The sequence below is a fragment of the Allobosea sp. CRIB-10 genome (assembly GCF_900112185.1).
Lineage (GTDB): Bacteria > Pseudomonadota > Alphaproteobacteria > Rhizobiales > Beijerinckiaceae > Allobosea.
Genome location: NZ_FOKP01000029.1, coordinates 16595 through 43471 on the forward strand (window position 1 = coordinate 16595; position 26877 = coordinate 43471).

Below are 26877 nucleotides of genomic sequence, written 5' to 3' on the forward strand. Positions count from 1 at the left end.
TTCCCTGTGGCCGATTGACGATTGATTCCGGCCCGAATCATCCGACTCTAGCACTGCGAACTGATTCGCAGATGTATGATGTCGGAGAGGACGGCGCCTCTTGGCCGGATTGCCGCTCAGCGAACTCGACCAGCCGCTCGGGCAGGCGAAGCGCGCTCGCGCGTCCAAGCCGTATGGACGCTGGCTGTCGCGCGGCCTGGTCAGCGCGCTGATCGTCATCTTTGCCGGGCTCGCCCTCTATGCCGCCCTCAAGCGCGACCCCCATGGTGGCGAGCCGATCGCGACCGCCGTGATCCGCGAGCGGGCTCCAGCAACCGACATCGCCCAAGCTCCCCCTCAGCCCGCTAGGCCCGAGGAGAGGCGTGGCCCCGCCAGCGCCAGCCAGCTCGAAACCGACTCCGGGGTCACCGTCGTCAGGCCGGGCTCGGAGGCGCCCGGCGCCATCGTCATCACCGTGCCCGATGACGGCACGGTCAAGCTGGCGCCGGCCCCGGACAAGCGCCTGGTCGAGCGCACCCGCCACGGCATCCTGCCGAAGGTGGGCACCGATGGCGCGACGCCTGCGCAGGTCTATGCCCGCCCGCTCGGGCCTGCTCCTGCCACCAAGCCGGCCGGCCGGATCGCGATCCTCGTCGGCGGCCTCGGCATCAGCCAGAGCTCGACCAGCGAAGCGATCGCGCGCCTGCCCGGGCCCGTCTCGCTCGCCTTCGCCCCTTATGGCGCCGAGCTGGAGAAGACCGTGCAGCGCGCCCGCAGCGAAGGCCACGAGGTCTTCCTGCAGGTACCGATGGAGCCGTTCGACTATCCCGACAACGACCCCGGCCCGCACACTCTGCTCACCGGACCGAAGGGCAGCGACAATCTCGACCGGCTGCAATGGGTGCTCGGCCGTTTCACCGGTTATGTCGGCATCGTCAACTTCCTCGGTGGACGTCTCACCGCGGATGACATGGCGCTGACTCCGCTGCTGCGCGAAGTCGCCGGGCGTGGGCTGATGGTCGTCGACGACGGCTCCTCGCCCCGCAGCCTGCTCGCATCCGCCGCGACGCGAGCCCAGATTCCTGCGCTGAAGGCAGACCTTGCCCTCGACGCCGTCCCGCGCGCCGAGACGATCGACAGGGAGCTGGCGCGCCTCGAGACTCTCGCCCGCGAGCACGGCGCCGTAGTCGCCACCGCCAGCGCCTTGCCGGTCACGGTCGAGCGCATCGCCCGCTGGGCCCGCACGCTGGAGGGCAAGAACCTGGTTATGGTCCCGGTCAGCGCCGCGCGCGGCTTCCGCAACCCTTCAACGACCGGTTCGCTGCGATGACGAAACCGCCTCCCGGCTATCGCCCCTGCGTCGGCCTCGCTTTGTTCAACCGGGCCGGCCTCGTCTTCATCGGCCGCCGTGCCAATCGCAGTCAGCGCGAACATGTCGCGCCAGGCCACGAATGGCAGATGCCGCAGGGCGGCATCGATGCAGGCGAGCAGCCGATCGAGGCCGCCTATCGCGAACTGCGCGAGGAGACCAATGTCTCTTCGGTCTCACTTCTCGCCGAGGCGCCGGACTGGCTGAGCTACGACCTGCCCCGCGAGATCGGCAAGGAAGCCTGGCGTGGCAAATACCGGGGCCAGTCGCAGAAATGGTTCGCCTTCCGCTTCGAGGGCGACGAGAGCGAGATCGACATTCTCAATCCCGGCGGCGGTCACAAGCCGGAGTTCGACGCCTGGCGCTGGGTGCCGCTGGCGGAGACGGCGGAGCTGATCATCCCGTTCAAGCGCGAGGTCTACCGGGAGGTGGTGCGCCTGTTTGCGGGAGTGGCACGATGAGCGACCGGCGCCGGCGGCGGGACCGTCACGAAACCCTTACATGGCGCCCTGATTCTGTGCCGATGACTGATTCGGTGCAGAGGCTCTATGCTGCCGTTCTGACGGCCAGGACGCGCGACCCGGCCCGGTCGCGAACCGCCAAGCTGATCCGCGAAGGCGTGCCGAAGATGGCCAAGAAGCTCGGCGAGGAAGCGATCGAGGTCGGGATCGAGGCCGTGCAGAACAATCGCCCGGCCGTGGTTCGCGAGAGCGCCGACCTCCTCTACAATCTCGTCGTGCTGTGGAGCGAGCTCGGCATCACGCCCGGCGAGATCTGGCGCGAGATGGACCGGCGCGAGGAGCTCTATGGCATCGCCGAGAAACTGCCGAAACCGCGGCGTGGTGGCGAGCGAATCGCATTTTTGGACGGCGAGGCAGCCGAACGGGACAGAGGGTCCGAAGCCCAGCAACCGGCCCTGCTGAGGGGAAAGCACGGATGAAGGCCAGGCGTCTCTGTGCCGCGCTCGAAGCAGAAAGCGCAGGAAGTCGGCAAACGGGGCTTGCCAAGCGCGCCGTGAGCCGTTAAGTCCGCATCCGTCAGCCGCTGGCGGCCTTTTAAACCGCCTCGCTGTCACGCGCCCGTAGCTCAGCTGGATAGAGCATCAGACTACGAATCTGAGGGTCAGAGGTTCGAATCCTTTCGGGCGCGCCACTCCCCTGATTGGGGTTATCCATCTCCCTGAATTTCAACGTCGACAAGCCCTTCGGGCGGGTTGCACCCCGTCCGGATGCATAACATCGTGCATAACATGGCTGACGACGACGTGCCTGTTGCGAACCATCTCACCACCCGGAACGGCGTGTGCCAGTATGTGCGCCGCGTGCCCGAGGACCTGCGCGATGCGTTCTCGTTCGCGCGCGTCCAGCTGTCTTTGAAGACGCGCGATCAGCGCGCGGCGCGCGAGAAGGCGCTGGCGCTGGATCTGGAATGGGACCGCCGCTTCGCCGAGGCGCGTCAGCGACGCGGGCTGGCGAGTGCTGCCGACCATTTGCCGTCCATCGACGCCACCGGGTGGGGCTGGGAGGACTGGGAGGCGCTGTCCCGCTGGTTCGGAGCGAGCCTGTTGGAGGACGACTGGCGCGAGCGCCTTCGTCAGGTCAGGGGCTCCGCCTTCGCGCCGGTGCCGGAGATCTCCGATCTGCCGCGGCGCAGCAATGCCGACGTCAAGGAGCATTTCGCTCGGGAGCGAACTCTGCGCGCGATGACGATCGGCGAGTATGCGACGGAGCGATCGGGCTTCGTCCAGGGGTATGTCCGCAGGCTCGGCGTCTCGCTGTCCAGGACCTCGCAGCACCACGACCGCTTCATGGCCGCATGCCTCGAAGCGGAGCTGACCTATCTCGACGTCTTCCGTCAGCGGGAGAGCCGGCTTGGCGGCCTCGGCACGGCCCATCCCGATACGATCGCCGGCCCGTGGCGCAAGGCGCGTCCGGAGCAGCCCGGGATGCCCGAACCCATTGCCGTGCAGAAGGCGTCGGTCGCGTCGACGGCGGTCGGCAAGACGCTCGCCGACTGCGCGACCAAGTGGTGCGAGAACCGGCGCCTGGCGAAGAAGCAGGTCAGGCCGGAATATCTGCGCGAGATGGAGCACGCCATCCTGGCCTTCACGGCGCATTCCGGGGTCAAGGACATCGGAGAGATCAAGCGCAAGCACGTGCTTGCCTATCGCGACCACCTCGGCTCGGCCAACAACTACGCGATCCAGACCATCAACAAGAAGGTGGGGTTCATCTCCGCGCTGCTGGCGACGGCCTTGAACGCCGGCTGGGTCGAGACGCCGCTCGGCAAGGAGATCTACCTCGAAATCCCTGAGGACGAGGACTTTCGCGAGCCTTACAGCGACGCCGAGCTCAAGCGCATCTTCACCCATCCGATCTTCACCGAAGGCAAGCGCTTCACCAAGGTCAAGGCCTGCGAGGAACTGCAGTTCTGGCTGCCGCTGATCGCCTGCCTGCACGGGATGATCAGCTCCGAGATCATCCAGCTCGGGCCCGACAGCATCATGCCGCATCCCGATGCACCGGACACTCTCTGCTTCGTGGTGACGAACGCGGGAGACCGCCGCGTCAAGACCCTGGCCCGCCGCCGCTGGGTCCCGGTCCGACGCGAGCTTCTCGATCTCGGCCTGCTCGATCTCGTCGAGGCGGCCCGCGCCGGCGGCCGGGAGTTCCTGTGGTCGGCGATGACCCGCCATGACCACGACGTGACGCGGGTCTCGGGCTACTTCTCGTCGTTCTGGGCCGACCTCTCCCGCAAGGATCTCACGATCGAGAGCGAGGGCACGACGCTCTACTCCTTCCGGCACGCCTTCCAGGATGCACTCAGCGGCGCCGGTCACGCCGACGAGGTCAAGAAGGCGCTGATGGGGCATGCGGAAGGCGGGATGACCAAGCGCTATGGCACGAAGCGAAAGCCGCGCGTCGTCAACATCGGCGATCTGGACGAGGCCGTGCAGGGGCTCGACTGGGCGTTCCTGCCTGCGATCAGGCGGACATCCTAGACGGTCTCGCTTTGATCTGGCGGTGCGGCTGTGCCTTGGGACGAGCGGATATGGAGGCCGATCCCTCTCCCATTCTCGAAAAGGAACACGATGCCCCGGCTCTCGAGAGCCTGCTGGATATCGCGCAGGGTCCGATCGTGCGGGATGCGGCTACCGGTCTCCAGAGATGCAATCGTTCCTTGGGCGACCATCGCGAGTTCGGCCAGCTCCTTTTGACTGAGGCCGAGCCAAACGCGAGCAGCGCGGACTTGCTCTTTGTTAACCATTTTATTGAGTTCAGATTGCAAAATTGAGTTGTTGAGTCGATATAGGAGCCGGTGGACAGCCCGTCCACGTCCGGAGCTCATCGTCATGGCCAAGGCCGATCATCGCACCATCCTCACCTCGTCCAACTCGTCCAACTCGTCCGTCGTGCCGTTGCCGGCATCCCTGCTCGCCAGCGTCGAGCGGGCGGCGGCTGGCGCCCTGCAGGCCGACTTCGTCGCCGATCCGCTGCTGGGGCCGGGCCTCAGCGTTTGTAACTCCTACCTCTCCTCCGCCGTCAAGCGGCATGGCGGCCTGATCGATGCCGCGATCTGCGAGGCATTGGAGCGCAGCGGCGAGTATCTGGTGCTGCGTCAGGTCGAGATGCCGATCACGGACGCCGCCGAGGCGCTCGTGGCGACCAACACGCCCGAGGCGCTCGCCGGGCTGACGGCGACGGCGCACGGGCCGTACCGCCGGGTCGCGTTCTTCGACCTGATCGCGATCCACCTGAAGACGGGTGCGGCGAAGATCATCGAGATCAAGCGCGGCGGCGGCATCACCGAGGTCCGCAAGCGCCGCCTGATCGAGCGCGACCTGCGCTGCGCCAGGCTGCAGCTGCCGTCCTTCCTGCGGCCGCGCTTCGATTGCGAGCCGCGCTCCTTCGAGAGCTGGCTGCTCGACTACTACGGGCGCAGCGGCTTCGCCGACGGCCTGACGGTGACGCGCGAGGGCATCGACGCGCTCTTCGGCGTGCCGGTCCGCGACCTCGTCGATGCGGTCACGGATCGGCTCCGGGCCGAGATCCTGCGCGAGGTGCCGCGCCTGCTGACCGTCGCCCAGAACCTGCTGGGAGCCGCGGATGACGGAAGCCTGCAGGCTCATCCCTTCGCCAATCCCGTCAAGCCGAAGTCCGCCCGTCGGCTGGTCTGCGGCGATCGGATCCCGGCGGGAGCGCAGGCCCGCAGCAGCCCGCAGCGGCCGACCGTCCAGTAACCGATACGGGAGCGGTGCAGGTCGCCGCTCCCTCCCATCGTCGTCCTCGTCACCACGCGTCGCGCGGACCTCGTCCGCGTGCAGGGAACCGCTTTGCCATGACGCCCGATAATCAGCCGATCCCCGATACCGCCGCACCGGCCTTGCTGCGGCTGTGGACGGCCGCCGCCCTGCCGTTGGATCCGGACGTCGCGACCCGTCTGCGGCGCCTGCTGGCTCAGGTCGCGATCCTGCGAGTCCCCGGCCTTCCCGAGGCCGCCGGCGGCGATGCGGCGATGGCATCGAGGCTCGCCCTCGGCGTCATCGACGGCGACGACATGCGACGCGACCTGGCGATGACGGCGCTGCTCCTCAACGCCGGGGAGAACGGCGCCTGCCAGCTGATCCTCGATCATGCGCGTATCCACGATCGCAGGCGCCGGCTCGAGCGCGCCGTCGAGGTGGCCTTGTCGCCGCCGTGCGGTGACGCGGGCCCGCCCGCCGGGCGTCTTCCGGATGCCCGCACCCCTTCCGTTCAGAACTGATCAGGACGACCGCCATGACCTGCGACCGCAAGCCGTCGAGCGCGGCATCCGCCCATATGCCCCGTTCTGGCATCCTCGCCCGTTTCGCCCAGAGCCACCGCCTGGCCGATGGGCAGGAGATCCACGTCGATGCCGAGCCCGATGGCGAGCCGGTGTGGAGCCTCGAAGCCGAGCGTCCCGAAGCGGAGCAGGCAAAGGGCAGCCCGAACGACGCCAGCCGCAGCTCGGGCAGCCCCGAGAGCGGCACTGCGGCCGGTCGTTCCGTCCAGTCGGTCTACAGTCCCGTCGAGCTGATCGTCGAGCTGGCTTTCGACGAGCAGGCCCGCGCTGCCAAGCTCGATCTGCGCAAGATGCCATCCGGCGCGGCGTCGCTCATGGTCGTGCAGGTTCCGACGGAGGCCTGGGAGCAGCCGCTCGGCAGGCTCGTCGAGAGCATCGACCAGCAGATCGTGACCTATACCGGCCGACCCGAGATCAAGGCCCGCGACAATATCGGCAAGGACATCGTCCAGGATCTGCAGGCAGGACGCACCGTGGTGGCGGTCGCCGCCCATCCCGACCAGCGCCTGCCCGCCTTCCTGCGCGGCGCGGCCGATCGTCGACTGATCGTCAGGAGCCCGACGCCGGCCTTGATGCGCAAGGTGATCCGTCGCTGGACCGGCCGCTCGGCGCCAGCGATCTCGGGAGCGGACATCGCGGGTCTCGATCTGCACGAGCTCGCTCTTGCCCTTCGCCGTGGCAGCTCGCCCGGTGCCTGCGTCGGACGCCTGCAGCGCGCATCGGCGGCGACCACCGTCATCGGCTCCAGCGACGACACCCCGCCTCTGGCGGAGCTCACCGGCTATGGCGAGGCCCGCGACTGGGCGCTCGACCTGGTCGAGGATGTCCGGCGCATGCGTGCCGGCCTGATCCAGCCGACCCAGCTCGAGAGCGCGATCTTCCACGGCCCGCCCGGCACCGGCAAGACGACGCTGGCCAGGGCCGTGGCGAAGGCGGCGGGCTTGCCGATCGAGACGACCAGCATCGCGGACTGGTTCAAGGCCGGCCCGGGCTACCTCGACAGCGTCATCAAGGCGGCGTCGGCCGTGTTCGACCGCGCGCTCGCCAGCGCCCCTTCGGTGCTGTTCATCGACGAGCTCGACGCGCTGCCGGACCGGGCGAAGCTCTCGCAGAGGGGCGCCGACTGGTGGCTGCCGGTCATCACCAGCGTGCTGCTCCGGATCGACCAGGTCCGCGCCGACAAGAGCGGCGTGGTCCTGCTCGGCGCGACCAATCACGTTGACAGGGTCGATGCCGCGATCCGGCGCCCCGGCCGCTTCGATCGATCCTTCCTGATCCCGCCGCCCGACGCGGCGGGTCTGGCGGGCATCTTCCGGCTGCATCTGGGGACCGATCTGCCGGGTGCCGACCTGTTGCCGCTGGCGCGTCAGGTTCCGGGCGCTACCGGAGCCAACGTCGTGCAGTGGATCAGGCAGGCACGGCGCAGGGCGCTCAACGCCGGCCGGCCGCTTGCCCTGGACGATCTGCGGGCCGTCATGACCCCCGCCGATACGCGCTCGCCGGAGGAACTGAGGGCGGTCGCCCTGCACGAGGCCGGCCATGTCGTCGTCGGCAGGAGCCTCGGGCTCGAGGTCCGCTCCGTCACCATCCAGGCGGAAGGTCGTGCCGATGGCTGGGCCGAGTTCGTCGTCGACCGGGCTCCCGATCGCGATCGCCTCGACAACCAGGTCGTCGCGATCCTGGCCGGACGCGCCGCCGACATCGTCCTCGGTGACGGCCCCAACGCCGGCTCGATCAGCGACCTGGCCAAGGCGACCGAATGGGTCACGGCGGCCCACGCCACCTTCGGCCTGCGTGGCCAGCTGACGGTCAGGGGGCGCCCCGGCGACGACACGCGCCTGCTGGCCGCCGATCGAACCCTCGCCGCCGCGGTCGAAGCCGATCTGCACCGGCTGCAGGACGAGGCGATCATGCTGGTGCGGCAACACACGCGCGAGATCATCGCGCTCGCCACCGCGCTCGTCGAGCGGCGCGTGCTGGTCCAAGGCGAGATCGACACCGTGATGAAGGACGCTGCGATCAATGCCTCCCCGGCAGCGCTCTGAGATCGATACCGGCCATGCTGGCGAACTTGTGCCATCGTCATGAGCCCACTGCCAAAATGCCAAAACGCCGTGCGCGTTCTGCTGCAGCGACCCTGTCCGCCCTGTCAGCGCGGTGCGGGCGTTCTCCGCGCCGCGATCATGACGCGCATCCTGTTGCGGCTTTCGGCGAGCTTTGGCCTGATCCGGGCGACCTCTTCGGGGTCGGCTTTGGGGATGGGGTAGCTGCGTCCGCCGCTCCCCTGCGAGCTTCCGTAGTGATGGGACGCCGTGTCGTCGGCGGCGTGGCCCATGAGAGCGGCGACGATGGCCGCGCCGAGATCACGCTCCTCCTGCGTTCTGGCATGGCCGATGAAGTGACGCTTCAGGCGGCCGGAGCAGGCGTGCCTGAGCGAGTACGGCGTCGGCCAGCGCTTGCGACGCGGGAACAGCGCCCGGGTGACGATATGCATGCGTTCCTCGATCCGCTCGAGCAGAGCCTGATAGTCTTTGCGCGAGAGGCTGTTGACCCGTTCGGTCCAGGCAAGCAGGTGATCGCGACTGACGGGGTCGAGCTTCTCGAAGATCAGGGTTCGGGTCGGGCCATGCGCCCTGTCGTTGCTGTTCTTGGCATTCGGGACGATCATGATCAGCGTATCGCCAGTGATGGTGATCGTCGTTCCGTGCCACTCGATAGGACGATGCCCGGTCACGATGGTCGCTCGCATGAAGCCGACGAGATCTTCGTTGTACTGCGACCGGTAGAGGGGCGCGGCCGCGATGATGCGGTCGAAGTCGGCGTCGGAAATACCTTTCGCCTTGCTGGCCGAGGTGCGCAGCGGGATGGAGGCTTTCGGCTTGCCGCGCGGTGCTGGCGCGGGATCCTGCTGTCGGGAACCGTCGAGCAAGGTGAGGGCTTCGGCGACCTCGGCGCGCAGATGCGGGTTGTGCCGCGCGAGGCGTTCGAGCCCGAACCGGATCGTCGCGCGATACTGGCGGACCGAGGAGCCGCTCAACTGTGGCGCCCAGATCAGGAACTGCCTCACGAAGTCGAGGACGCGGATGGAGCGGTCGAGCTCCGTCCCAGCCCGCCGCCAGAGCTGTCCGAAGCGGTCGAGGTAACGCGTCTCGGTCGTGGCCGTACGTGTGATTGCCGGGAGCGACATGTCGGATGTCCCCGTTACTCCGGAGGTAACGCTTGCCTCGGTCAGCCCGCCAGGGCCGCGGCAAGCTTCGCCCGGTTGACCACATAATCGCCGGGGCTGCGGCCCTGCGCGCCCGGCTGCCGGTCGGCCCGGCTGAGCACGTCCTCGCTCTCGAGCTCCTTCAGCACGTCCTCGAACGCCGCCGGCGACCCGAACAGCCCGGTGCGGGAACGGCGCAGCTCGCGCGCCCGGAAACGCTGCGTCCCGCTGGCCATGAGGTGCCGGACCAGGTTCTCCCGGATCTGCTCGCCCGGGTCCTGCGCCACATGCCGGGCGACCCTGATCATGCCGGGCGCGAACAACCGGTCGACCAGCGCGATGGCCGCTTCGATCCGGGCGAGAGACACACTCCGGGGGAGGGCGTCGCCGTCACGGGCTGCGGCGATCGCCTCCAGGACTAGGGCGAGCCGCCCGCAGTGACCGCCGGCCTTCGCATACCAGCTGCGGACCAGCCCGCCCGCGCGCCGGCCGGCCTCGCTCCAGTCCCTCATCGCCCGCTCCAGCCGATCGAGGCCTGCTTCCTCGATCGGGATGGTCGTCACATCCTCGACCCGGCCCATCGCACGCAGCCGGCCGACGAGCTCGATCAGGCCGTCGAGCGACAGCGCGGTTCGCGCGATCAGCGCGTCGCGCTCCTCGTCGATCCAGACCCAGAAGAACCGTCCGGCCAGGCCATCGTCCTGCCGGCCGACCAGGCCGGTGATCTTGTCGGGCTGCGTCCCGGTCAAAATGGAGACCGCCAAGCTCTGCAGCTCGCGGCTCTCCCGGCTGATCCGTCCGACCCTGAGCGCGCTGCCGCCGGTCGACTGCAGCAGCCGGGAGCGCATCTGCCGGCCCTGGCCGAGCAGCGTCGCGGCCTCGTCGGCCAGGGCGAGAACGCCGCGGGGCGAGCCGGCCAGCATCTCGGTCATGTCCTCGACCGAGGAATCCTGGATGACGATGCCGGGCCGGATCGGCACAACCACGGAGTCTGGACTGCGCGCCGGCGGCCTGGGATCCGGCAGATCCCTGATGAGCGCCTTGCGCTGCTCGGCCTGATAAATGCGCCACTCCAGCTCGATCCGGCTCTTGTCGCGCTGGGCCGCCTCGTGATCCTGGCGCCAGCGCTCGCGTTCGGCGACGGTCGCCGCCTCCAGCAGCATCTTGGGCAAGGCGGTCATGTCGCTCTTGCGCGCGCCGGGCGTGGCGACGATCGCTCCCCACAGTACCGGCGGTTCGCTCCGGACGGCGCCGAGCCCGACCCTGATCAGCGAGCCCAGCGCCGTGGCCGAGGTGACCAGCACGCTGAGCAGCGGCATCTCCGCCGGGACATCATATCCGGTCGCCAGCCTGGCGATGTCAGCTGCCAGCAGCGCATCGCCGAGATCCGCAAGGTCGACGGCCGGCGCGGCGGGATGCGTGCTCACCGCATCCTCCGCAGCAGGCCGGTCCCGTGAGGGAATAGCCATCGGCGCGATCGGCCGCGGTATCGGCATAGGGGACCGGTGCGGCGCGAGCAGCGAAGGCCGCACGGGAGTGTTGGCGAGACCAGAATCGGGCGCGTCGGACATGGCTCGTCTCCTCAGTCCTTCAGCCGCTCGAGAAGAGCCGGCGAGATCGATGCCCCTTCCTTCAGGCAGCAGGCTCCCTGGAGCCTGACCCAGCGGCTGACGGTGCGCGCCCAACCTCCGCCTTCCGCATCGACGGCCGCGACCGCGTCGGTCTCGACGAGATCGTCGTCGATCAGCCCCACCAGCACCGGCAGATCTTCGCCGTCTCCGAGGACGAGCGCCGCATCGGTCATCACCGGCACCTCGGCCAGTTCCGCCACTGAGGGCGTCCATCCCTGCCGCAGGCGCCGCAACTCGGCGCGCAGGCGCGCAGCCCTGTCGCGCAGTTCCGGGGGGAGGCGCTCGGCCATCTCGTCATCGGGAAACTCACCGTCGCCGACGAGCACGGCGATGCCGTTGCTCATCAGCCCGGTGTCGGGGGTATCGGGCCGGCGCGACCGGTAATCGGCCGTCCACTCGTCCGCATGGTGGGACACAACTGCACTCCAATCAGATAACACGGAATAACAGTGTAATCAGGATTCGCTGATTTGCAAACGGGCGCACGCGATGGCATCGTCCGGACGTCAACGAGCCGAATGGAACCGATGTTCTTTTTCTTCTACGTGCCGAGCGATCCCCAGCATGTGCGCACCGCAGCCGCCATGTACGACGGCCCCTACGACGTCATGCCCGACGTCTCGATCGCGACGATGCGGACGTTCTTGAACGTCGCCGCCAACAGCGCTGACGAACCCTCCGCCAAGATCCTGGCGGAGCGGGCCGGGCTGAACTACGCAAAATTTATGCGGCACATCGAAGTCCTGGCCGAAGGGTCACGGCGCGTCCCAGGCCACCAGGTTCTGACCAAGACCTACAACGCCGAGATGCGGCGCCACGAAATCCACATCACGCTTAAGGGACTCAACCTGCTCGGTGCGATCGTCGAGCCGATCGCCGAGGCCAAGGCGGAATGACGACCGCGCCAGAGACAGCACCAGCAAACAGGGCAGCTTCGACAAAGGTCCTCAGGTGTCTGCCGCTGGCCCAATCCCCTCGTATTGCATCGGAAAGTCAGGGCGAGGCCGAGTGGCGCCACAACCCGACATTGGGAGCTTGCCGGATACCAGATATTCGGGACGACAATTGTCTTCGCCGCTGCGGCACAGCATCATAATGAAGCTGAACCGCATCGCAGGTGGTTGGACCATATGGCGACGACTCCGGGCCTGTATCTGAAATGGCGCGCTTTTCGGGAGCTCGTCGGCATGCCGATGCCCGAGGCGGAGATTGCCTTTCGGCTGTTCGGCGAGACGAAATGGGAGAGCAGCGCGCCGAAATTCTCGAAGCTGCTTTACGGCGATTACGGCTTCTCCCTCGATACCGCCACCGAACTCGCCGAGATCGTCAACAAGCGTCTCGACGTCAGCCTGCGAGCGCGTGGATTGCCCGGACTGGCGGAGCCGCTGGCTCCGTCCGAGTTCACACTCCCGCTCTACGACTTCATCCGTCGCATCCAGTCGGCAGCGCGGATCGAGGACGGCGAAACGCTCGACCGGGCGCAGGACGCGCTGCTCGGCGACTTGGCACCTGGGGTCAATCCGCAGGGAACGGTGCGGCTCGTCATCGAGAAATTCGCCGCTGATCGCAGCTTCGACGGCTTTCTGCCGTCGGGCGGCGATGGCCCTGTGGTTTTTGAAGCAGGCCGGCACAAGGGCCGCATCGCGGTGCAAGGCATCGATCGCGAGCCCGCCATGGCCTATACGCTGCTGGCGCGCGACACGCGCCCGATCGGACACAGATGCTGGGAACTGAGCTGGGCCGAAACGATCCTGTGGTTACCGTCCCCGTCTCGCCCGCGCCTTGTCGAGGGAAAGCTGCTGCTGATGCCTGAAGCGGCGCCCGTGCAGCCCAAGCCCGGACGGTTCCTGGCGACTACGGCGCTGCTCTGGGAAGCCGACAGTCGCAGACTGCTCGATCCGAGAGGGGCAGATGCGGAACCGGGCGCGCTCGACGAGGAGGAGACGGCCCGCTTCCTGACCAATCTGCGCCGCCTGCAGCGGCGCAACGCGCAGGTCGTGACGGTGTCGAGCGCCGAGTACATCGTGACGGTCTGAGGGAGCGTCGCCGATGCGCAGCCGCTGGTTCGATCTCTCGGGCGACGCCGGCACCTCCCCGGCGAGCGCGGGTGAAGCCGATGCGACACCGGCTTCGAACACCGCAACCCCTCGGGTCGACGGGCCTTCCAAGTCCCAACCGGAACAGCGCTTCGCCCTGCTGATCGGCAACGCTGCCTATTCCCCCGCTGCGCTCGCCAATCCGGTCCGGGACGTGCGCCTGCTGGGCTGGACGCTCGAAGGGATGGGCTTCTCCGTGCGGCGCGTCGAGAATGCGACGCTGGCCGCGATGCAGGACGCGGTCATCGCCTTCGGCGAAGAGCTCGACGCCGCCGGCGCGCATGCGGTCGCGCTGCTCTATTTCGCGGGGCATGGCGTGCAGCATGAGGGCAGCAACTTCCTGCTGCCGGTCGATGCCCGGATCCCGGCGCCGCATTATCTCGCGACCCGGTCGCTGCCGCTCGACGTGGCGGTGGCACAGCTCGCCCGCTGCCCGCGCCGCGCCACCATCGTCGCGGTCGACGCCTGCCGCGACGAGGTCGTGACGGATGCGACTGCGGATGCGGCGGGCGTCACGGCGGGGCTCGCACGCGCCAAGCTGCCGCGCCCCTCGCAACTCGTCTTTTCGACGGCGGCCCAGGCACGTGCTGCCGACGGCTTCGGCGATCACAGCCCCTTCGCGCTGGCTCTGTCCGAGGAGTTGCCGGGGCTGCTCGTCCCGGGCCGCCGCCTGCAAGACATGATCGACGACGTCGCCACCAAGGTCGGCCTCTGGACCAAGGACGAGCAGACGGTCGCCGTCTATCGCGAAGGCTTCATGCCGCCCTTGTCGCTGACGAAGGCGGATGAGCAGCGGCTGCGCGACTGGAGCAAGCGCCCGCCGTTCCGGCTCTCGCGCCGGCAGGCCGTGCAGCGAATCGCCGCCGGCATCGCGGCACTGGCTATGGTCGCGGCGGCAACGCTATGGTGGACCGCCTATCCGGAAACGCGCACGACCCTGCTGCTGCGCGCCGGGCTGCTCGACAAGGCCGCCTATGATCTGACCTGCGCCCGGCCCTGGGATGGAGTGGCCGATCGCTACGGGCTGACGCGCCGCGACTGGTGCCTGTCGATCCCGAAATGGATGGAGGACAAGCTCGTCCGCAAGGAAGGCACGGTCGAAAAGGTCGCAGCCGGGCTCAGGGACGGTGATCCAAAGGCTGTCTTCCTGTCGGCGCTCCTCGCCTCCAGCCAGGCGGAGAGCCTCGCCGGCGAGTCGAAGGAGAGGCGGAGCCGCGAGGCCTATGCGCTTGCCATGCGGGCAGCGCGCACGGATCTGCCGGTCGGCGAGCTCGCTCCCTTCCTTCTCGCGCCGTCGATCGTCCGCGTAGAATTGGGTCCTGCCGCCATTCTGCGGGCGATGCGACGCGCCTCGGCCCATGGCGTGTTCGCCGCCGCAATCCTCGCGCCGGTCATCGAGGCCAAGCTTCGCAGCAATGGGCTCGAAGGCGTGCCCCCGGACGTCCTCGACGCCGTCAGCAAGGCTTTTCTCCGCGCCGAGGACGAAGACCCCTCGGGCGAAGTCGCCTACAATGCAGCAAATGCCTTCAGCGGCACGCTCGGCTTTCCCGAACTCGCCTCGCCGGAGCGGGAGCACTTCTGGCTGCGCCGCTCGGCGGCGGCCGGCTTCCGGCCGGCGATCGGCCTTCTGCTCGAACGTGCGGGAAGGGATCCGGCCTATCGGCTGGAGAACGACGAGCGGCAACGGCTCGTCGGCATCATGGCGAGTGGCGATGACCCCGTCGGACGCTACTGGCGGGCCCGCCAGCGCATCGGTCGCGAGCACCGCATCGCGCCGGAGACGCTCGCCTTGTTCGCTTCCGCCGCCCAGGCCGGTTTCACACCCGCGACGCTCGATCTCGCGGATTACTATCTGGGCGATGGCCGCGACCCCGAGCGGGCGCTCGCGCTGCTGCGTGCCGCCGCGAAAGCCCGCCAGCCGGAAGCCATCCTGCATCTCGGCCTTCTTCTGGCGAACGGGAGGGCCGGGCGCGATGGCCAGCCGCCCGTCGCGCCGCAGCCGAAGAAAGCCGTCGAGCTCCTCGAACGGCCGGAGATCGCGCAGGATCTGCTAGGCCGGTTCGCGCTCGCCCGGCTCTACCTCTACGGCGATCCCGCCCTGCGCGATCCGGCCAAGGCCGAGGCTCTGCTACGCGATGTCGCCAGAGCGACGCCGGAACCGCGGATCGGGCTCGATGCGCGCGGGGAACTCGACCGGATCGCGACCGAGCGCGCGTTGAAGCGGGTGCTCGATCCTTCGCTCGCCATCACGGCCGGGCGTCCGGATGCCCCCGTGTCTCTGACGCTAGCGATATCTCCGTCCTGCGCCAGCTGCGGTCTGGAGAAGCTGATGCAGGTCGTCGAACCCTTCCTGGCGAGAGGCGACGCCCATCTCTTCGTCGTGCCGCTCAGGGCGCCTGCCGATGCGAGCGTCGAGGCCTCGATGATCGCTGTCTGCGCCGCCCCCGAGACGCGTTTCGCTCGGTTTCGCAAGCTCGTGGCCGGCGCCGCCCGGTGGGGAAGCCTCCCCGAAGAGGCAGAGCGAAGACGGGCCTTTGCCGAAGTCCTGAGTGAGGGAGACACCTTATCCGTCGACATCGACGCATGCCTTCGAAACGGTACGGCTCGGGCGGCGCTGCAACGTCAGCACGATGACATCATGTCGGCGACGGGGCTGAAGGCTCAGCCCGTCCTCTTCATCGGCGGCGAGAGGCGCGAGGAGGCCGATGCTCTTCCCGCGGACGAACTGCGCCGACTCATCCTCGCCCAGCTGCCGCCGGCGAGGCGCGCCGGACCGGGCGGCCCGACGCCATAGATCGAATGATCTGTGCCGGTCACGATGCTCTACTTGGCCATCGGCCGCCCATCAAAGATCCGCTCCAGAACGAGCCTCCACGACACAAAGAGGGACAGAAAGAAGATGAAGAGCCCGAGACAGCCGAAGACGATGCCCGGCCAGACCATCACCACGCTTGCGACGGTCGCTGCGAGCTCATGAGCGAGCCAGGACGCGGCGAAGCCGACATCCTGCACGATGTCCCAGTGGTTCTGCGGCGGCCGCGGCTCCGGGAAATCCCGCACGAGCCACGCGACGGAGGGATGATAGGGGGCGCCGGGCTTCAGCCACGGTTCCGGGAAGAGGAAGTCGGTCGCCGCCCTGGCGATCCAGAGGCCCGCCGCCATCGAGATCGCGCCGCAGACGATGAACAGCAGGTTTCCGGTCCAGCCGAGTTCCTTCGGCGCGGCGGGGGGCTCGGCCCCGGGGTTCTGCTGAAGATCCATGACGTTCTCCTCCGCGCTGATGATGTGATTTACCGGATCGGTCCGTGGCGACCTCTGATCTGTTTTTCGGATATACAGCTTTGATCGCTCGGCGAGGATTGCGCCCGCTTGCGCGGGCTTGCGGGGACCCCCGCGAGACAGGATTCGCGGAGAAGGGTGCGCTCGCATCTCCTCAAAGCCGCCATGTTCTTCGGCACGCGCCCGCTGAGGCGCTTCTCCTACGGCAAGGCCCGGCAACCGGAAGCAATCGACAGATGCCGGCCCGGTGGCAAAAGTAAACGCGATCGTCTTCGATCGACCGAGGGACCATGTCGATCACCACACCGAGACATCCACGACTCAACCGATCGATGGCGCGAGCCGGACTGGCGTTGTGCCTCCTCTGCCCGACGGCGGCCGCCCAAAGCGCTGTGCTGCGCCTCAACGGCGCGGGCGGCCTGTCCTGCCATGTGCTGGACTCCCCCGCCAAGGCGCGTCTGCCGGAGGGGCGCGCCGCGCTGCAATGGAGCTTCGGCTACCTCACCGGCCGCGTCCAGTCGGGCGCCGGAGAGCCTCACCAGCGCTTCGCGGGCCCGGACGGCATCGCCGCCGCGATCATCGCCTATTGCCGGGCGCATCCGAAGCGGCAGGTCGCCGACGCCGCGGCGGATTTCTTCGGGCCTTGACGGCCTCTCCTCCGGTTCGACGCGGCATCGTGCGGTCCAGTCGATCGCTCGGTATTTCAGGTTCTCACAGGGGGTATCGCGATGTCCATGATCACCCGGTTTTGCCTCGCGAGCGCGGCCGTCGCTGCGGCGCTTCTGCTGGCGTTCCCGGCCGCGGCCCAGAACAATCGGTGCTCGGTAATGTGCAACGGCATGTACAACGATTGCTACAAATCCTGTGCCGGATCGAATGACGGCCTCTCGCCCTTTGGAGCGGCGCCCGGCAGCGGTCCCGGCCGGTCCGGCGGCGGCTATGGCGCCATCGCGATCTCCAACAGCGTCAATGGCGACCTGCAATGGGGAACGTCCTACAATTACGACTCTCGCGCCCGTGCGGAGGCCGTGGCGATGCGGTTCTGCATAGCCGGCGGATTTCCGGGCTGTCGTGTGCGGCTCTGGTTCTCCAACGCCTGCGCCGCCCTCGTGACCACGGCCAACGGCCGTTGGTGGGCGTATTGGCGCGGTTCGCTTGCGGCCGCACGCCGTGCGGCACTGGCGGAGTGCGGGCAGGACGACAAGGGCCGGTGCACCGTGAAGGAGGCGTTCTGCTCGTCCTGAAGCACGTTCCAGGTCAAGGCGGCACAAGCGCCCGCGATGAGCGGGCGAACGCGGTTCGATGGCAGCGAGAACAGCGCCGAGCGGAAAATGGAGGTCCAGTCCGAAGCAGGCGGCCGGGAGGGCTCACTGAACCCCGATATCCTTTGCGACCTGCTCGACGAGCGCGCGTTGGCCCGGTGGCAACGCGTCCTTGAGCCCGGCATAGCGCTTGCTCAGCTCAGCGAAGAGCGCATCGTCCGGCTTCATGCCCGTGAGAGCGAGCGCAATCCAAAGAGCGGCGTTCGGCAGATCCTTGGGGAGCCCGGCGCGCCCCGTCTCACAGAGCCACCCGATGACCCCGCGGGACCGCGGGTGCATGACGGCTGCGCCCCCGTCCGCCATGACGAGAAGGCGGTCATAGGGCCCGTCGAGTCCCCGGGCGCTGCTCACGGCATAGGCCATGTTCGCATCGACGAGCGGCGCACGCCGCTCGCCGATCGCCTTGTACGCGGCGATCAAGCCGGGCCAATCGCCCGCGGCCAGCGCATCGGTAAACGCCTTGATCAGGAGAGCGGCCGGCATCGGATTGAGGTTGCGGCGCTTGTAGAGGTCTTCGACCGCGGCCGACTGGCCGGCCTGGATGGCGGCGGTCTCGAGGAGACGCGCGGCGCCTCGCTCATCGATCCCGGCTGCGGTGACGAGGTTCGGCCGGCGCAGCAATTCGACCACCGCGTCCACGAGACCCAGCTCGGCCGCCGTGCGCAGGTGAAAGGCGGCCGCAGCCGCGTCGCCGGGGTCGGTGCCCGCGGTCGCGAGGATGAAGCCCAGGGCGAAGGAGGCGTAGGCGAGGGGCCGGTTCGGCTCCGGGGGTGTCGCCTTGGAGAGGCCCGTGAGAAGGGCGCGGGCCGTCGGCGTCTGGCCGGCCCGGAAGGCGCGTAAGGCGCGCGTCAGCACGAGGCCGTGGCGAAGCGCGCGCGAGAGGCGCAACTGCCCCTCGGCGAAGGGCAGCGGCGAGAGCGTATCGAGCAGCGGCTCCACCTCGGCTGGGTCCAGCGGAGCATAGGCCGCGCGCACGCGCGCCACCGCACCGCTGGGCTCGGTGAGGAAGGCTGCGACTGCGCGCTCCGCTTCGCTCTTGAACCGGGCATCGGACGCCACCCGCTGCGCTTCCTCCCCGCGCCGGTGGCTCTCGGCCTCCTGTCGCGCGGCTGCTGCCTTTCGGCCCTCTTCCGCCGCCAGGCGCGCGCGCTCTTCGGCCTGCCGGCGCTGCCCGGCCTCGGCCGCGCATGGACCGCGTTCGGCGTTCTCCGGCCGCCGGCAATCGGCCGGCCGCAACTGTTCGAAGGCGAACCAGCCGCAGGCGAGGAGCGCGAGACCCAGGACGGCCAGGACAGGCCCGCGCCACCGGGGTTTCGGCGGCAGGGGTGCGCTTTGCTGTTGCTCCTCCGCCTCCGGTTGCGGGGGTGGGTTCGTTTCCGCCTGGAGCCGGGGCGCCGCGCCGCAGACCGGGCAAGCTTCGTGGGCATTGGCATCATAGGGATGGCCATCGAGGCAGCGGAGCATACGCCGGCTCATCGTCTCTGGCGTCCCTTCGTGCGTGACAGGAGGTCGAGGGCGTCGGCGGCCCGGAGAGCGCCGCCTTGGGCAAGGCCCCAGACGATCGAGCGAATCTGCTCGGGGAATCCCTTTGCGGTGAGGCCGTCGGAGAGGCGGTCGAGCTGCGGCGGCGGGTTGGGGGATGGCGGCGGCCCGGCTGTGCTGCCCGGGCGTCCGGCTTCGCGGGTCCGGGTGATGAGTGTCAGCCATTCGATGCCCTGGGCGGCCGTCATCGCGCCCTCGTCCACCATCGGCTTTATCAGTGCGACATGGCCGGGCTGCGCGGGTATCGCAGCCGCCCGCGCCTCGAATTCCCCGGGAATCGGTGCGATGCCGGCGCGGCGCAAGCGCGCCTCCCGCTCCGCCGGGCTCCACCAGCCGAGCGAGGCCCGCCGGACGAACGCTTCGGCCACGCCCGGGGGCACGCCCGCCGCCGAAAGACGCGGACGCAGTTCGGGCGCGAGGGCGTCGGGCGCGCCCGGCGGCGCGCCGGCCGCCTGCGTGGAATCGGCCTCAATCAAACCGATCCAACGGGTCAGCGCCGGCTGGTCGATGCTACCCGCGACATAGCCGTCGAGCAGATCCGTCAAAAGTGACCCTGCGGCGCCTTCGTTGCCAGGCGCACCGGCGGGCTTGTCGGCGAGGCGCCTGCCATAGAGAACGGCGAGATAGCCGCGCAGCGCCGTGCGGGCGGCGGCGCTCGACGGGTCGCAGATCGGCGCCCTGCAGGGTGCGTCGTCCAACCGCGCCCTGAACCAGCGCTGCTGTGCTTCGTCGAGCGGTACCGCTTTGAGCTGCTCGCCATCGAGACGCACGAGGCCGATAAAGACGAAGGGCTGCTGCGGGCCGATCCGGATGGGCGGCGCTCCCACGGCAGGGCCGCCGGAAGACAGAAAGCTCGACACGGCACAAGAGCTCTCCGCCAAGCTAGGACCCTGGCCGCCCCCCGCCGGGACTGCATTCAGGTATTTCGCATAGACCGCCAGGGAATCGCCCGGGCGAAGCGTTCGACCGATCCAGGTCGAGGCTAACTCGCGCGTGCCCCGCAGCGGGCTGAAGTCCAGGCTCTCGCCCGGGTCTATCTCGTCCGGGCCGCGCAGGATGGGCCCGTAACCTGGCGAGTCGTCCGCGGGTATCACGGGTTCGGGCTTGCTGAGCTCCCGCACCTGCTGATGCGAGACACCGACGACGATCACCGCATCCGAACAGCTGTAACGCAACTGAACGACCGCCGTCCGCCGCGCCGCAAGCGCCGCGTTCTCCCGAGCGAGCTGAGCGATGCGTGCCTTCAGCGCCACGCTGTCCTCCGCCCTCAGGCGCTCGACCTCCGCCCTGAGCGCCGCCGCCTCCGCCTCGAACCGCCGCGTCTGCGCCTCGGCATCGGCGAGCGCCGTCTGGAGGCGCTTTCGCTCGTCCTCGACCCGGTGCAGCTGGGAGCTCGCCTGATCGAGCCGTGTCTGGAGCCGCGACACGTCGCGCTGGCTCTGGGCGAGGCTGGCCACGGCCGCGTCGATCTGCTGCTGGAGACGATCGAGATCCTCCCTGGTGTAATCACCGGATTTCAACTTCCGGCTGGAAGCCTCGAGCTGCGTGCGGACGCCGTCGAGAGAGGCCCGGACGATTGCGGCGATCTGTTCGGAGGTGAAGTCGGGAATGTAATATTTCATCCCGAAGACCATGAGGATGAGGAAGGCTCCCATCGCCTTCGTCATCACGGCCATCAAGGCGACCTCGCTGGTTTCGGCTTGCCGCCTTCGCCTCCTCATCGCGGCTGCCTCGCCGGCCCTGTCCTCATCGCGCGACCACGCTCTCGTGGTCCACATAGACGCGGTTGATCAGGTTCTTGAGACAGTATTGCCCGGCGGCATTGAGCGCGAGCTCCTCCTGTTCCTGAACGGCATGCTGCACGAAGGCCATCATCGCGCTGGCGATCAGCGCGACGAGCGTGGTGTAGAACGACACCGAGAGGCCGCCGACCACCTTGCCGAGATCCATATTGGCAGGGTCGATGAGGTGCAGCGCGAGCGACAGGCCGATGACGGTGCCGAGGAAGCCGATCGTCGGGATGAGCCACGCCATGTAGCGCAGCATCTGGTAGCGCAGGTCGACCTGGTCGCTCATTAGGTTCAGCGAGCTGGTGAGCACGTTGATCGCCTGATCGACCGAGCGGCTCGCCTGGAGCTGAAGGATCGTCAGGTCGATCAGGGCCGGAAGAAAGCCGCTTTCGGCATCGTGCAGTTCGGCAACGCGGCGGCGGATCGGCCCGAGTTCGTGCAGTTCGAGGAGAGAATTGGGGTCTTCCGGCAACAAGCCGGCCTGAAGGAAGGCGCGCTCGCGTCGTGCGGCGCGCCAGCGTCGGTAGAGTTCACCCATCGCCCAGGCGAGAGCGAGGTAGATGAGGTTTTGGATGGTGAAGGGATAGGGAAAGACGCTGTAGCGCTGCCGGTCGAGAAGAAGAGCGGCCGTGGGGGAATCCGGGACGGTCATCAGGGTGGTCACGAGGATGGCGACGGCCGCGATCGCCAGCGCCGTCAGCCGGACGCGCCAGGCCGCCGGCACCGTCGGCCATGGATGCGGCCCGCCCTGCGCGAGAGCCAACACGGTGCCTTCCCCTGCGGTCGCTGAAGTGTCCGTCATGGCGAATACGTTGCAATATTGGAAATGTGGGACAATCTGACCGATGGTCGGCCGGGAGTCGATACGAATGGGACTTTGGTCGCGAGACCTACGCGCTCTTTCCGGCGTCACGGAGTCGGGCAATACTCCGGCGATGAAGTTTCTGATCGTCGATGACCATCCCGTTTTGCGCGAGGGCATCGCGGCCCTGCTCCGGCGGGCCGGACCCGAGGTGGCGATGCTCGAAGCCGGAACGGTGCCTGAGGCCCTGCGTCTGGCCGAAGCGAACGACGATCTCGACGTGGTCATTCTCGACATGGTCCTGCCCGGCATGGACGGGCTCGGCGCGATCGGCGAGTTCGGCCGCGTGCGACCGGAAGTGCCGGTGATCGTCCTGTCCTCTTCGGAGAAGGCGGAAGACGCTCGCCGCGCCCTAGCCAGTGGTGCCCTCGGCTATGTCCCGAAATCGGCGAGCCATAACACGCTGCTCGCAGCGATCAGCCTCGTGATGGATGGCGAGGTCTATGTGCCGCCCCTCATCCTCGCCGAGGTGACGGGAACGGCGCTCCCTCAGAAGGTGCCGCCGAGCCCGGCGGACGTCACCGCCTCTGCGCTCACCGCGCGTCAGGTCGAGGTGTTGCGCCGCCTGAGCTCCGGGCAGCCGAACAAGATCATCGCCTACGAACTCGATCTCTCGGAGAAGACCGTGAAGGCGCACGTCACCGCCATCTTCAAGGTGCTGGGCGCCATCAACCGCACCCAGGCGGCTGCGGCGGCGCGTGCGGCGGGCCTTATCTGAGGCGGTCTCATTCGCCCGAGGATGCGCGCGCGCCCACCATGAGATTGCGCATCGCGGCGCGCAGTTTCCCGTTCGGCACAGGTTTGTGGAGGAGCACGAGGCCACTCGTCCGGGCCTCGATCAGCCTGTCGGGCGCGGTGTCGCCGGTGATGATCAACGCCGGGATCGTCTCGTTGAATTCCGAGCGAAGGCGCTCGATCACCTCGGTTCCCGTCTCGCCGTCCCGCAGGCGATAATCGGAGACGATCAGATCCGGCCGCGTCGGGTGCGATGCGAGCCGCGCGACCGCTTCGTCACCGGAACCCGCTGCGATGACGTCGTGGCCCCAGCCCGCGAGCAGGCGCTCCATCGCCTCGCGGATGGACGCCTCGTCGTCGATCACGACGATCAGGCTTCTCTCCGCGAGCGCCCCCGGCGCCGCCGCGACGGAATCCTCCGCCAGGGCAGCCTCGTCGGAGAGTGCCATCTTAACCTCGAAGCATGAGCCTCGGCCGATGCGGGAGCGCAGCGCAATGGGCATATCGAGGATCGCGCAGGTCCGCCGCACGATCGCCAATCCGAGGCCCAAGCCCTTGGTGCGGTCGCGCTCGACATTTCCGATCTGAACGTATTCCTGGAAAATGCGCTCGTGGTCGCCCGCGGCGATGCCGGGACCCGTGTCGAAGACCTGGATCGCGAGGCGGCCGCCGCGTCGACGGCACGCGACGAGCACGCCGCCCCGGTCCGAATAGCGGACCGCGTTGGAGACGAGGTTGCGCACCACGCGTTCGAGCAGAAACGGGTCCGTCCAGGCCACCTCGTCGCAGGAGCGGCAGCGCAGCCGCAGCCCTTTGGCCTCCGCCTCGGGACGGAGGTCGCGGCAGATGCGGGCGAGGTAGGGGCCGACCCGGAAGGCTCGCGGCGCGACCTCGACCACGCCGGCATCGAGCCGCGAGATGTCGAGGATGGCGTTGAACAGGCCGTCCATGGCAGCGGCGGACGCCTCGATCCGCTCGACGAGGAGACGAGCCTCGCCGGGCAGGTCCAGGCGAAGCAGCGCTCCCGCGAACAGACCGAGCGCATGCACCGGTTGGCGCAGGTCATGGCTTGCCGCAGCCAGAAAGCTCGATTTGGCACGATTTGCTGCATCGGCTGTATCCCGTTCCCGCCGCAGGTCCTCCGCCAGCGCCTCGCTCCGCAGCCGCAAGCCGACGATCTCGATGAAGGCGCGGTGGCTGCGGACGCCGAGGCCGCCCATGACCACGACATAGATCAGCATCAGGAACGCGCTCGCCCGCTCGACGAGCGCCGGGGCGAAAAAATTCGCGGCCACATAGGGCAAGGTCGCGGGCAGGAACAATGCGAGGAAGGCAGGCAGCCACGGGCCGAAGGCGGGAATCGCGCCGGCCGTCACCCCGAGCGTGACGGCGAGAGGAAGGAAGCGTATGTCGAAGGGAGCGTCAGGCGTCAGGCCCACGGGCGCGAAGCCCCAGGCGATTCCTTCCAGCCCCGCAACGACGGTGAAGGCGAGTGGCCATGTCGATGCGGCCCTGAAAACGCAATCGGCGCGCCGGTAGCCAAGGGCGAGGAGCGTATGCGCGACGGCGCATGTCAGGACACAGGCGGCCCAGATGGAGGCGGTGCGGGGATCGGATGCGCCGAGCGCGACCAGGAACACCGCGAGGATCAGCGCGGCGAGGCCGGCACCGGCCACACCCGGGATCACCATTCGGAAGACCTCATCGATCTGCTCGCGCCGCAGTGCGGCCTCGTCGGCCTCCCTGACCGTCGGCGCGATCGTCGTCGCGGTGAGGCGTCCGGTGACGCGATGCTCTCTCATCGGAAAGTCGCACCGCCGAGACTGGGCGATCGCACATGCCCCCCGACAGCGGCTCGTCCTTCTTCGGGTGATGGCGACCCTTCGAGGTGAAGTCGCTTCCGATTTGGGCCTCGCCGGTCCGATGGCGACCGCACTCTCCGTCCTCGCCGATCGCCTTCGATCCGGCTCATCGGTGCGGCGCTATTGCGGCGGCAGGACATCGAGGACCGTCGACGCATCCGGGCGCCGCGACAGGCGGCTGACCCCGGCGCCGGCCTCGGCCTTCCCCGCCTGCAAGGCCCGGCGGTAGAATCTGAGCGCGGAATCGGGGTCGGCTTTGCCGCGCAATCCCTTCTCGTAGATCCGCCCGAGGGCCAGCAGCGCATCCGACTGGTCCTGCTCGGCGGCGCGCTCGTACCAGCGCACAGCCTCGGCCAGGGAACGCTCATAGCCGATGCCCTTCTCCAGCATCTCCCCCTTCCAGGCCATGGCGGTGGCGTCGCCCTGCGCCACGTCCAGCTCGACGAGGCGCCGGCCCTCGGGGATATTTTTCCTGATCCCGATGCCGTTGAGGTTGTAGTAGGCCAGCAGCCGGATCGACTCCCGGTCGCCTTCCTTCACGAGCGCTTCGAGCAATGCCAAGCCGGCGGCCTTGTCGAGGCCGCGCGCCTTGCCGGCGATGGCCATCCGCGCGCAGTGATAGCGGCCGAGCGTCGTCGTCATCTGGCAGAAGATCCCGGCCGCCGCCGTCTCGTCCTGCGCGACGCCGAACCCGTCCTGCAGTGCCATCCCCTGCTGGAAGAGTGCATCGGTGCTCCCCAATTCGGCGCCCTTGCGGAAATGGGCATAGGCCGCTGCGGGGTCGCGGAGCTCGCTCGGGCCGTATCTCATCAGCCAGCCGATCCGCGCATGGGCTTCGGCGTTTCCCGCGTCCGCCGCCTTGCGGTACCATCGCAGAGCATCGGCATAGTCCTGGCTCCCGTCGAGGCCTGCGGCGCAGATATAGCCCATGTTGAAATATGCGACGGGCGAGCCGTGCTCGGCCGCCTGCTTGGTCAGCCGCACGCCTTCCGCGATGTCCTTCTCGACATTCGTCCCGGTGATGAGCAGGTTCCCGAGCTCGGCGATCGCCGTGAGGTGGCCGGCGGCCGCGGCCTTCCTGACGAGGCGTACCGCGACCGCCTTGTCCTTCTCCGCGGCATACCCGGCGAAAATCGCGGCAGCGCAGTTGTAATTCGCTCTCGCGGTGTCGAGGCCGCAAAACAGCGCCGCCGCCGCCGCCCGGTCGCGCGTGGGCGCCTCGTCGTTGTAGAGGCGGATCGCGAGGCTCTCCTGCGCCGACGGATCGCCCTTTTCCGCGCCGAGCCGGTAGAGCCGCAGCGCCTCGGCCGGGTCCGGTCTGCCGTCGAGCCCCGCAACTGCGATATCTCCCATGCGCTGGTAGGCGGCGGCATAGCCCGCGGCAGCGGACTTGCCGTACCACTCGAAGGCCGCGCGCGGATCCTTCGGGCCGCCGACCCCGCGGATCGCCAGCGCGCCGAGGTCGAAAAGGGCGGCCGAATGGCCCTGCTCCGCCGCCAGGCGCAAGAGCTTCACCGCATCGTCGACGTCGTTCGCCCCGGCCGGCGCGTTGAGGAGGTGTTCGGCCAGGGCGACGCGCGCGTCGGCGTTTCCCTGGTCGGACAGCCGCCGCAGCATGACGACGCCATCGGACGCCGTCTTCCCGGGGACGGCGCCTTGAAGCAGCAGCTTGCCGCATTGCAGGTCGCCGGAAGCGCGCCCGAGACTGCAGTACAGTGCGGCAGCCGCCGCGATGTCCTTCGCAACGCCGCGCCCCTTGAGCAGCGCGTTTGCGTAGAGCAACGTCGCGTTGCGATCGTTGAGTTCCGTGCCGCGCCGGTAGTGCTCGGCTGCCTCCTTCAGGCCCTCCGCACCGCGTCCTTCGTTCTCCAGGATCCAGCCGAGGTCCCTGAAGGAGGGCGGATAGTTCGCCCGGACCGCCCGCTCGATCCAGCTTCGGCCCTCCGCGCGCGATTTCAGCTCGAAGAACAGGAGGTAGCCGAGTTCGCCCTGCGCCGCGACATGGCCCTTCTCTGCCGCCTTCCGCAGCCAGACGGCCGCCTCCTGACGCGTCCCCGTGTCGTCACGCAGGAGCGTCCCGAGCATGTACTGGGCCAGCATGTCGTCCTGCTCGGCGAGGGGTTTCGCCAGCCACAGCGCTGCCCCGCGGTCGCCGCGTCCGAAAGCTGCGACCAGATCGTCGCGAGGGCTGGCCGCCGCTGGGACGGCGAGGCCGAGCAGCACGAGAAGGAGGACTACGTGGCGCATGGGATCTCGCCCGGTCGCGGTTCCGGCAGCCCGCTCATCGTGAGCCCCACGAACCGGACGCACATCTCGCTCTCCTTCATCCCGTGGCCGACGGCGAAGCTGGCCATCACGCCAACAGCAAAGGCTTCACGGTG

General features: G+C 68.5%; 23 protein-coding genes and 1 tRNA gene. 14 read left to right on the forward strand and 10 right to left on the reverse strand.

From position 1 onward, the window contains the following. Positions 1 to 100: 100 nt before the first annotated feature. From BMZ69_RS26365 to BMZ69_RS26385, 5 genes are all read left to right on the forward strand, one after another. Positions 101 to 1309: a divergent polysaccharide deacetylase family protein gene (locus BMZ69_RS26365; protein WP_244543554.1), complete on the forward strand. Its 1209-nt coding sequence runs from the start codon at positions 101 to 103 to the stop codon at positions 1307 to 1309. Then, positions 1306 to 1809, forward strand: a complete 504-nt coding sequence (locus BMZ69_RS26370; RefSeq protein ID WP_092162506.1) for an RNA pyrophosphohydrolase — start codon at positions 1306 to 1308, stop codon at positions 1807 to 1809. Before BMZ69_RS26365 ends, BMZ69_RS26370 begins: the two co-directional genes overlap by 4 nt. Before the next feature lie 62 nt (positions 1810 to 1871). Continuing rightward, positions 1872 to 2288 carry a phosphoribosyl-ATP diphosphatase gene (hisE, locus tag BMZ69_RS26375; protein ID WP_092162511.1) on the forward strand — a complete coding sequence of 139 codons (417 nt, stop codon included), beginning with the start codon at positions 1872 to 1874 and terminating at the stop codon, positions 2286 to 2288. A gap of 135 nt (positions 2289 to 2423) precedes the next feature. After that, positions 2424 to 2500 (forward strand) — tRNA-Arg (locus BMZ69_RS26380). Between the two features lie 97 nt (positions 2501 to 2597). After that, complete coding sequence (locus BMZ69_RS26385; protein WP_139219207.1) at positions 2598 to 4349, forward strand: DUF6538 domain-containing protein; 1752 nt, start codon at positions 2598 to 2600, stop codon at positions 4347 to 4349. On the opposite strand, the gene BMZ69_RS32490 is transcribed toward BMZ69_RS26385, so the two are convergent. Then, positions 4346 to 4702: a helix-turn-helix transcriptional regulator gene (locus BMZ69_RS32490; RefSeq protein ID WP_348272497.1), complete on the reverse strand. Its 357-nt coding sequence runs from the start codon at positions 4700 to 4702 to the stop codon at positions 4346 to 4348. The genes BMZ69_RS26385 and BMZ69_RS32490 overlap by 4 nt on opposite strands. Here BMZ69_RS32490 and BMZ69_RS26395 point away from each other — a divergent pair. The 3 genes from BMZ69_RS26395 to BMZ69_RS26405 all read left to right on the forward strand — a co-directional run bounded on the left by BMZ69_RS26395 (position 4701) and on the right by BMZ69_RS26405 (position 8217). Further along, on the forward strand, positions 4701 to 5588 hold the full coding sequence (locus BMZ69_RS26395) for a hypothetical protein (protein WP_092162527.1): 888 nt from the start codon (positions 4701 to 4703) through the stop codon (positions 5586 to 5588). The genes BMZ69_RS32490 and BMZ69_RS26395 overlap by 2 nt on opposite strands. A gap of 98 nt (positions 5589 to 5686) precedes the next feature. After that, the gene (locus BMZ69_RS26400) at positions 5687 to 6112 is read left to right on the forward strand and encodes a hypothetical protein (protein ID WP_092162528.1); all 426 of its coding nucleotides are present in this window, start codon (positions 5687 to 5689) and stop codon (positions 6110 to 6112) included. A 14-nt stretch (positions 6113 to 6126) separates the two neighbouring features. Then, on the forward strand, positions 6127 to 8217 hold the full coding sequence (locus BMZ69_RS26405) for an AAA family ATPase (protein WP_092162529.1): 2091 nt from the start codon (positions 6127 to 6129) through the stop codon (positions 8215 to 8217). Positions 8218 to 8321: 104 nt separating this feature from the next. Here BMZ69_RS26405 and BMZ69_RS26410 read toward each other — a convergent pair whose 3' ends face one another. The 3 genes from BMZ69_RS26410 to BMZ69_RS31750 form a co-directional block, all read right to left on the reverse strand. Continuing rightward, positions 8322 to 9359 carry a hypothetical protein gene (locus BMZ69_RS26410; protein ID WP_092162530.1) on the reverse strand — a complete coding sequence of 346 codons (1038 nt, stop codon included), beginning with the start codon at positions 9357 to 9359 and terminating at the stop codon, positions 8322 to 8324. A 41-nt stretch (positions 9360 to 9400) separates the two neighbouring features. After that, positions 9401 to 10804, reverse strand: a complete 1404-nt coding sequence (locus BMZ69_RS26415) for a DUF3987 domain-containing protein (RefSeq protein WP_175506983.1) — start codon at positions 10802 to 10804, stop codon at positions 9401 to 9403. Between the two features lie 155 nt (positions 10805 to 10959). Continuing rightward, the gene (locus BMZ69_RS31750) at positions 10960 to 11352 is read right to left on the reverse strand and encodes a hypothetical protein (RefSeq protein WP_175506984.1); all 393 of its coding nucleotides are present in this window, start codon (positions 11350 to 11352) and stop codon (positions 10960 to 10962) included. A 174-nt stretch (positions 11353 to 11526) separates the two neighbouring features. Here BMZ69_RS31750 and BMZ69_RS26420 point away from each other — a divergent pair, with 174 nt between their 5' ends. From BMZ69_RS26420 to BMZ69_RS26430, 3 genes are all read left to right on the forward strand, one after another. After that, positions 11527 to 11904, forward strand: a complete 378-nt coding sequence (locus BMZ69_RS26420; protein WP_092162532.1) for a hypothetical protein — start codon at positions 11527 to 11529, stop codon at positions 11902 to 11904. A gap of 84 nt (positions 11905 to 11988) precedes the next feature. Next, positions 11989 to 13044, forward strand: a complete 1056-nt coding sequence (locus tag BMZ69_RS26425) for a hypothetical protein (RefSeq protein ID WP_139219209.1) — start codon at positions 11989 to 11991, stop codon at positions 13042 to 13044. A gap of 13 nt (positions 13045 to 13057) precedes the next feature. Further along, positions 13058 to 15898 (forward strand): caspase family protein, encoded by a 2841-nt coding sequence (locus tag BMZ69_RS26430; RefSeq protein WP_092162534.1) that lies wholly within the window; start codon positions 13058 to 13060, stop codon positions 15896 to 15898. 29 nt (positions 15899 to 15927) lie between these two features. Here the strand turns inward: BMZ69_RS26430 and BMZ69_RS26435 are convergent, their stop codons facing one another. Next, complete coding sequence (locus BMZ69_RS26435) at positions 15928 to 16365, reverse strand: hypothetical protein (RefSeq protein ID WP_092162535.1); 438 nt, start codon at positions 16363 to 16365, stop codon at positions 15928 to 15930. Positions 16366 to 16673: 308 nt separating this feature from the next. Between BMZ69_RS26435 and BMZ69_RS26440 the strand changes: the two genes are divergently transcribed. Continuing rightward, positions 16674 to 17030, forward strand: a complete 357-nt coding sequence (locus tag BMZ69_RS26440; protein ID WP_139219211.1) for a hypothetical protein — start codon at positions 16674 to 16676, stop codon at positions 17028 to 17030. Positions 17031 to 17111: 81 nt separating this feature from the next. Beyond that, the gene (locus tag BMZ69_RS26445) at positions 17112 to 17627 is read left to right on the forward strand and encodes a DUF4189 domain-containing protein (protein WP_092162538.1); all 516 of its coding nucleotides are present in this window, start codon (positions 17112 to 17114) and stop codon (positions 17625 to 17627) included. 123 nt (positions 17628 to 17750) lie between these two features. On the opposite strand, the gene BMZ69_RS26450 is transcribed toward BMZ69_RS26445, so the two are convergent. From BMZ69_RS26450 to BMZ69_RS26460, 3 genes are all read right to left on the reverse strand, one after another. After that, positions 17751 to 19169 (reverse strand): hypothetical protein, encoded by a 1419-nt coding sequence (locus BMZ69_RS26450; RefSeq protein WP_092162540.1) that lies wholly within the window; start codon positions 19167 to 19169, stop codon positions 17751 to 17753. Positions 19170 to 19177: 8 nt separating this feature from the next. Continuing rightward, positions 19178 to 20923 (reverse strand): hypothetical protein, encoded by a 1746-nt coding sequence (locus BMZ69_RS26455; RefSeq protein ID WP_139219213.1) that lies wholly within the window; start codon positions 20921 to 20923, stop codon positions 19178 to 19180. Between the two features lie 70 nt (positions 20924 to 20993). Next, positions 20994 to 22019: a MotA/TolQ/ExbB proton channel family protein gene (locus BMZ69_RS26460; RefSeq protein WP_210188093.1), complete on the reverse strand. Its 1026-nt coding sequence runs from the start codon at positions 22017 to 22019 to the stop codon at positions 20994 to 20996. Here BMZ69_RS26460 and BMZ69_RS26465 point away from each other — a divergent pair. After that, positions 21973 to 22617: a response regulator gene (locus BMZ69_RS26465; protein ID WP_092162543.1), complete on the forward strand. Its 645-nt coding sequence runs from the start codon at positions 21973 to 21975 to the stop codon at positions 22615 to 22617. The genes BMZ69_RS26460 and BMZ69_RS26465 overlap by 47 nt on opposite strands. Positions 22618 to 22624: 7 nt before the next feature. On the opposite strand, the gene BMZ69_RS26470 is transcribed toward BMZ69_RS26465, so the two are convergent. After that, the gene (locus BMZ69_RS26470; protein ID WP_139219214.1) at positions 22625 to 24325 is read right to left on the reverse strand and encodes an ATP-binding response regulator; all 1701 of its coding nucleotides are present in this window, start codon (positions 24323 to 24325) and stop codon (positions 22625 to 22627) included. 291 nt (positions 24326 to 24616) lie between these two features. Then, the gene (locus tag BMZ69_RS26475) at positions 24617 to 26743 is read right to left on the reverse strand and encodes a tetratricopeptide repeat protein (protein WP_067989389.1); all 2127 of its coding nucleotides are present in this window, start codon (positions 26741 to 26743) and stop codon (positions 24617 to 24619) included. Between the last annotated feature and the right edge of the window lie 134 nt (positions 26744 to 26877).

Bases quoted from the DNA above. Each gene is read 5' to 3' on its own strand.
- BMZ69_RS26370 (WP_092162506.1), top strand. From the start codon at position 1,306: ATGACGAAACCGCCTCCCGGCTATCGCCCCTGCGTCGGCCTCGCTTTG.
- hisE (WP_092162511.1), top strand. From the start codon at position 1,872: ATGACTGATTCGGTGCAGAGGCTCTATGCTGCCGTTCTGACGGCCAGG.
- BMZ69_RS26385 (WP_139219207.1), top strand. From the start codon at position 2,598: ATGGCTGACGACGACGTGCCTGTTGCGAACCATCTCACCACCCGGAAC.
- BMZ69_RS26395 (WP_092162527.1), top strand. From the start codon at position 4,701: ATGGCCAAGGCCGATCATCGCACCATCCTCACCTCGTCCAACTCGTCC.
- BMZ69_RS32490 (WP_348272497.1), bottom strand. From the start codon at position 4,702: ATGACGATGAGCTCCGGACGTGGACGGGCTGTCCACCGGCTCCTATAT.
- BMZ69_RS26400 (WP_092162528.1), top strand. From the start codon at position 5,687: ATGACGCCCGATAATCAGCCGATCCCCGATACCGCCGCACCGGCCTTG.
- BMZ69_RS26405 (WP_092162529.1), top strand. From the start codon at position 6,127: ATGACCTGCGACCGCAAGCCGTCGAGCGCGGCATCCGCCCATATGCCC.
- BMZ69_RS26410 (WP_092162530.1), bottom strand. From the start codon at position 9,359: ATGTCGCTCCCGGCAATCACACGTACGGCCACGACCGAGACGCGTTAC.
- BMZ69_RS31750 (WP_175506984.1), bottom strand. From the start codon at position 11,352: ATGAGCAACGGCATCGCCGTGCTCGTCGGCGACGGTGAGTTTCCCGAT.
- BMZ69_RS26420 (WP_092162532.1), top strand. From the start codon at position 11,527: ATGGAACCGATGTTCTTTTTCTTCTACGTGCCGAGCGATCCCCAGCAT.
- BMZ69_RS26430 (WP_092162534.1), top strand. From the start codon at position 13,058: ATGCGCAGCCGCTGGTTCGATCTCTCGGGCGACGCCGGCACCTCCCCG.
- BMZ69_RS26435 (WP_092162535.1), bottom strand. From the start codon at position 16,365: ATGGATCTTCAGCAGAACCCCGGGGCCGAGCCCCCCGCCGCGCCGAAG.
- BMZ69_RS26440 (WP_139219211.1), top strand. From the start codon at position 16,674: ATGTCGATCACCACACCGAGACATCCACGACTCAACCGATCGATGGCG.
- BMZ69_RS26445 (WP_092162538.1), top strand. From the start codon at position 17,112: ATGTCCATGATCACCCGGTTTTGCCTCGCGAGCGCGGCCGTCGCTGCG.
- BMZ69_RS26450 (WP_092162540.1), bottom strand. From the start codon at position 19,169: ATGCTCCGCTGCCTCGATGGCCATCCCTATGATGCCAATGCCCACGAA.
- BMZ69_RS26455 (WP_139219213.1), bottom strand. From the start codon at position 20,923: ATGGCCGTGATGACGAAGGCGATGGGAGCCTTCCTCATCCTCATGGTC.
- BMZ69_RS26465 (WP_092162543.1), top strand. From the start codon at position 21,973: ATGAAGTTTCTGATCGTCGATGACCATCCCGTTTTGCGCGAGGGCATC.
- BMZ69_RS26460 (WP_210188093.1), bottom strand. From the start codon at position 22,019: ATGCCCTCGCGCAAAACGGGATGGTCATCGACGATCAGAAACTTCATC.
- BMZ69_RS26470 (WP_139219214.1), bottom strand. From the start codon at position 24,325: ATGGTGATCCCGGGTGTGGCCGGTGCCGGCCTCGCCGCGCTGATCCTC.
- BMZ69_RS26475 (WP_067989389.1), bottom strand. From the start codon at position 26,743: ATGCGCCACGTAGTCCTCCTTCTCGTGCTGCTCGGCCTCGCCGTCCCA.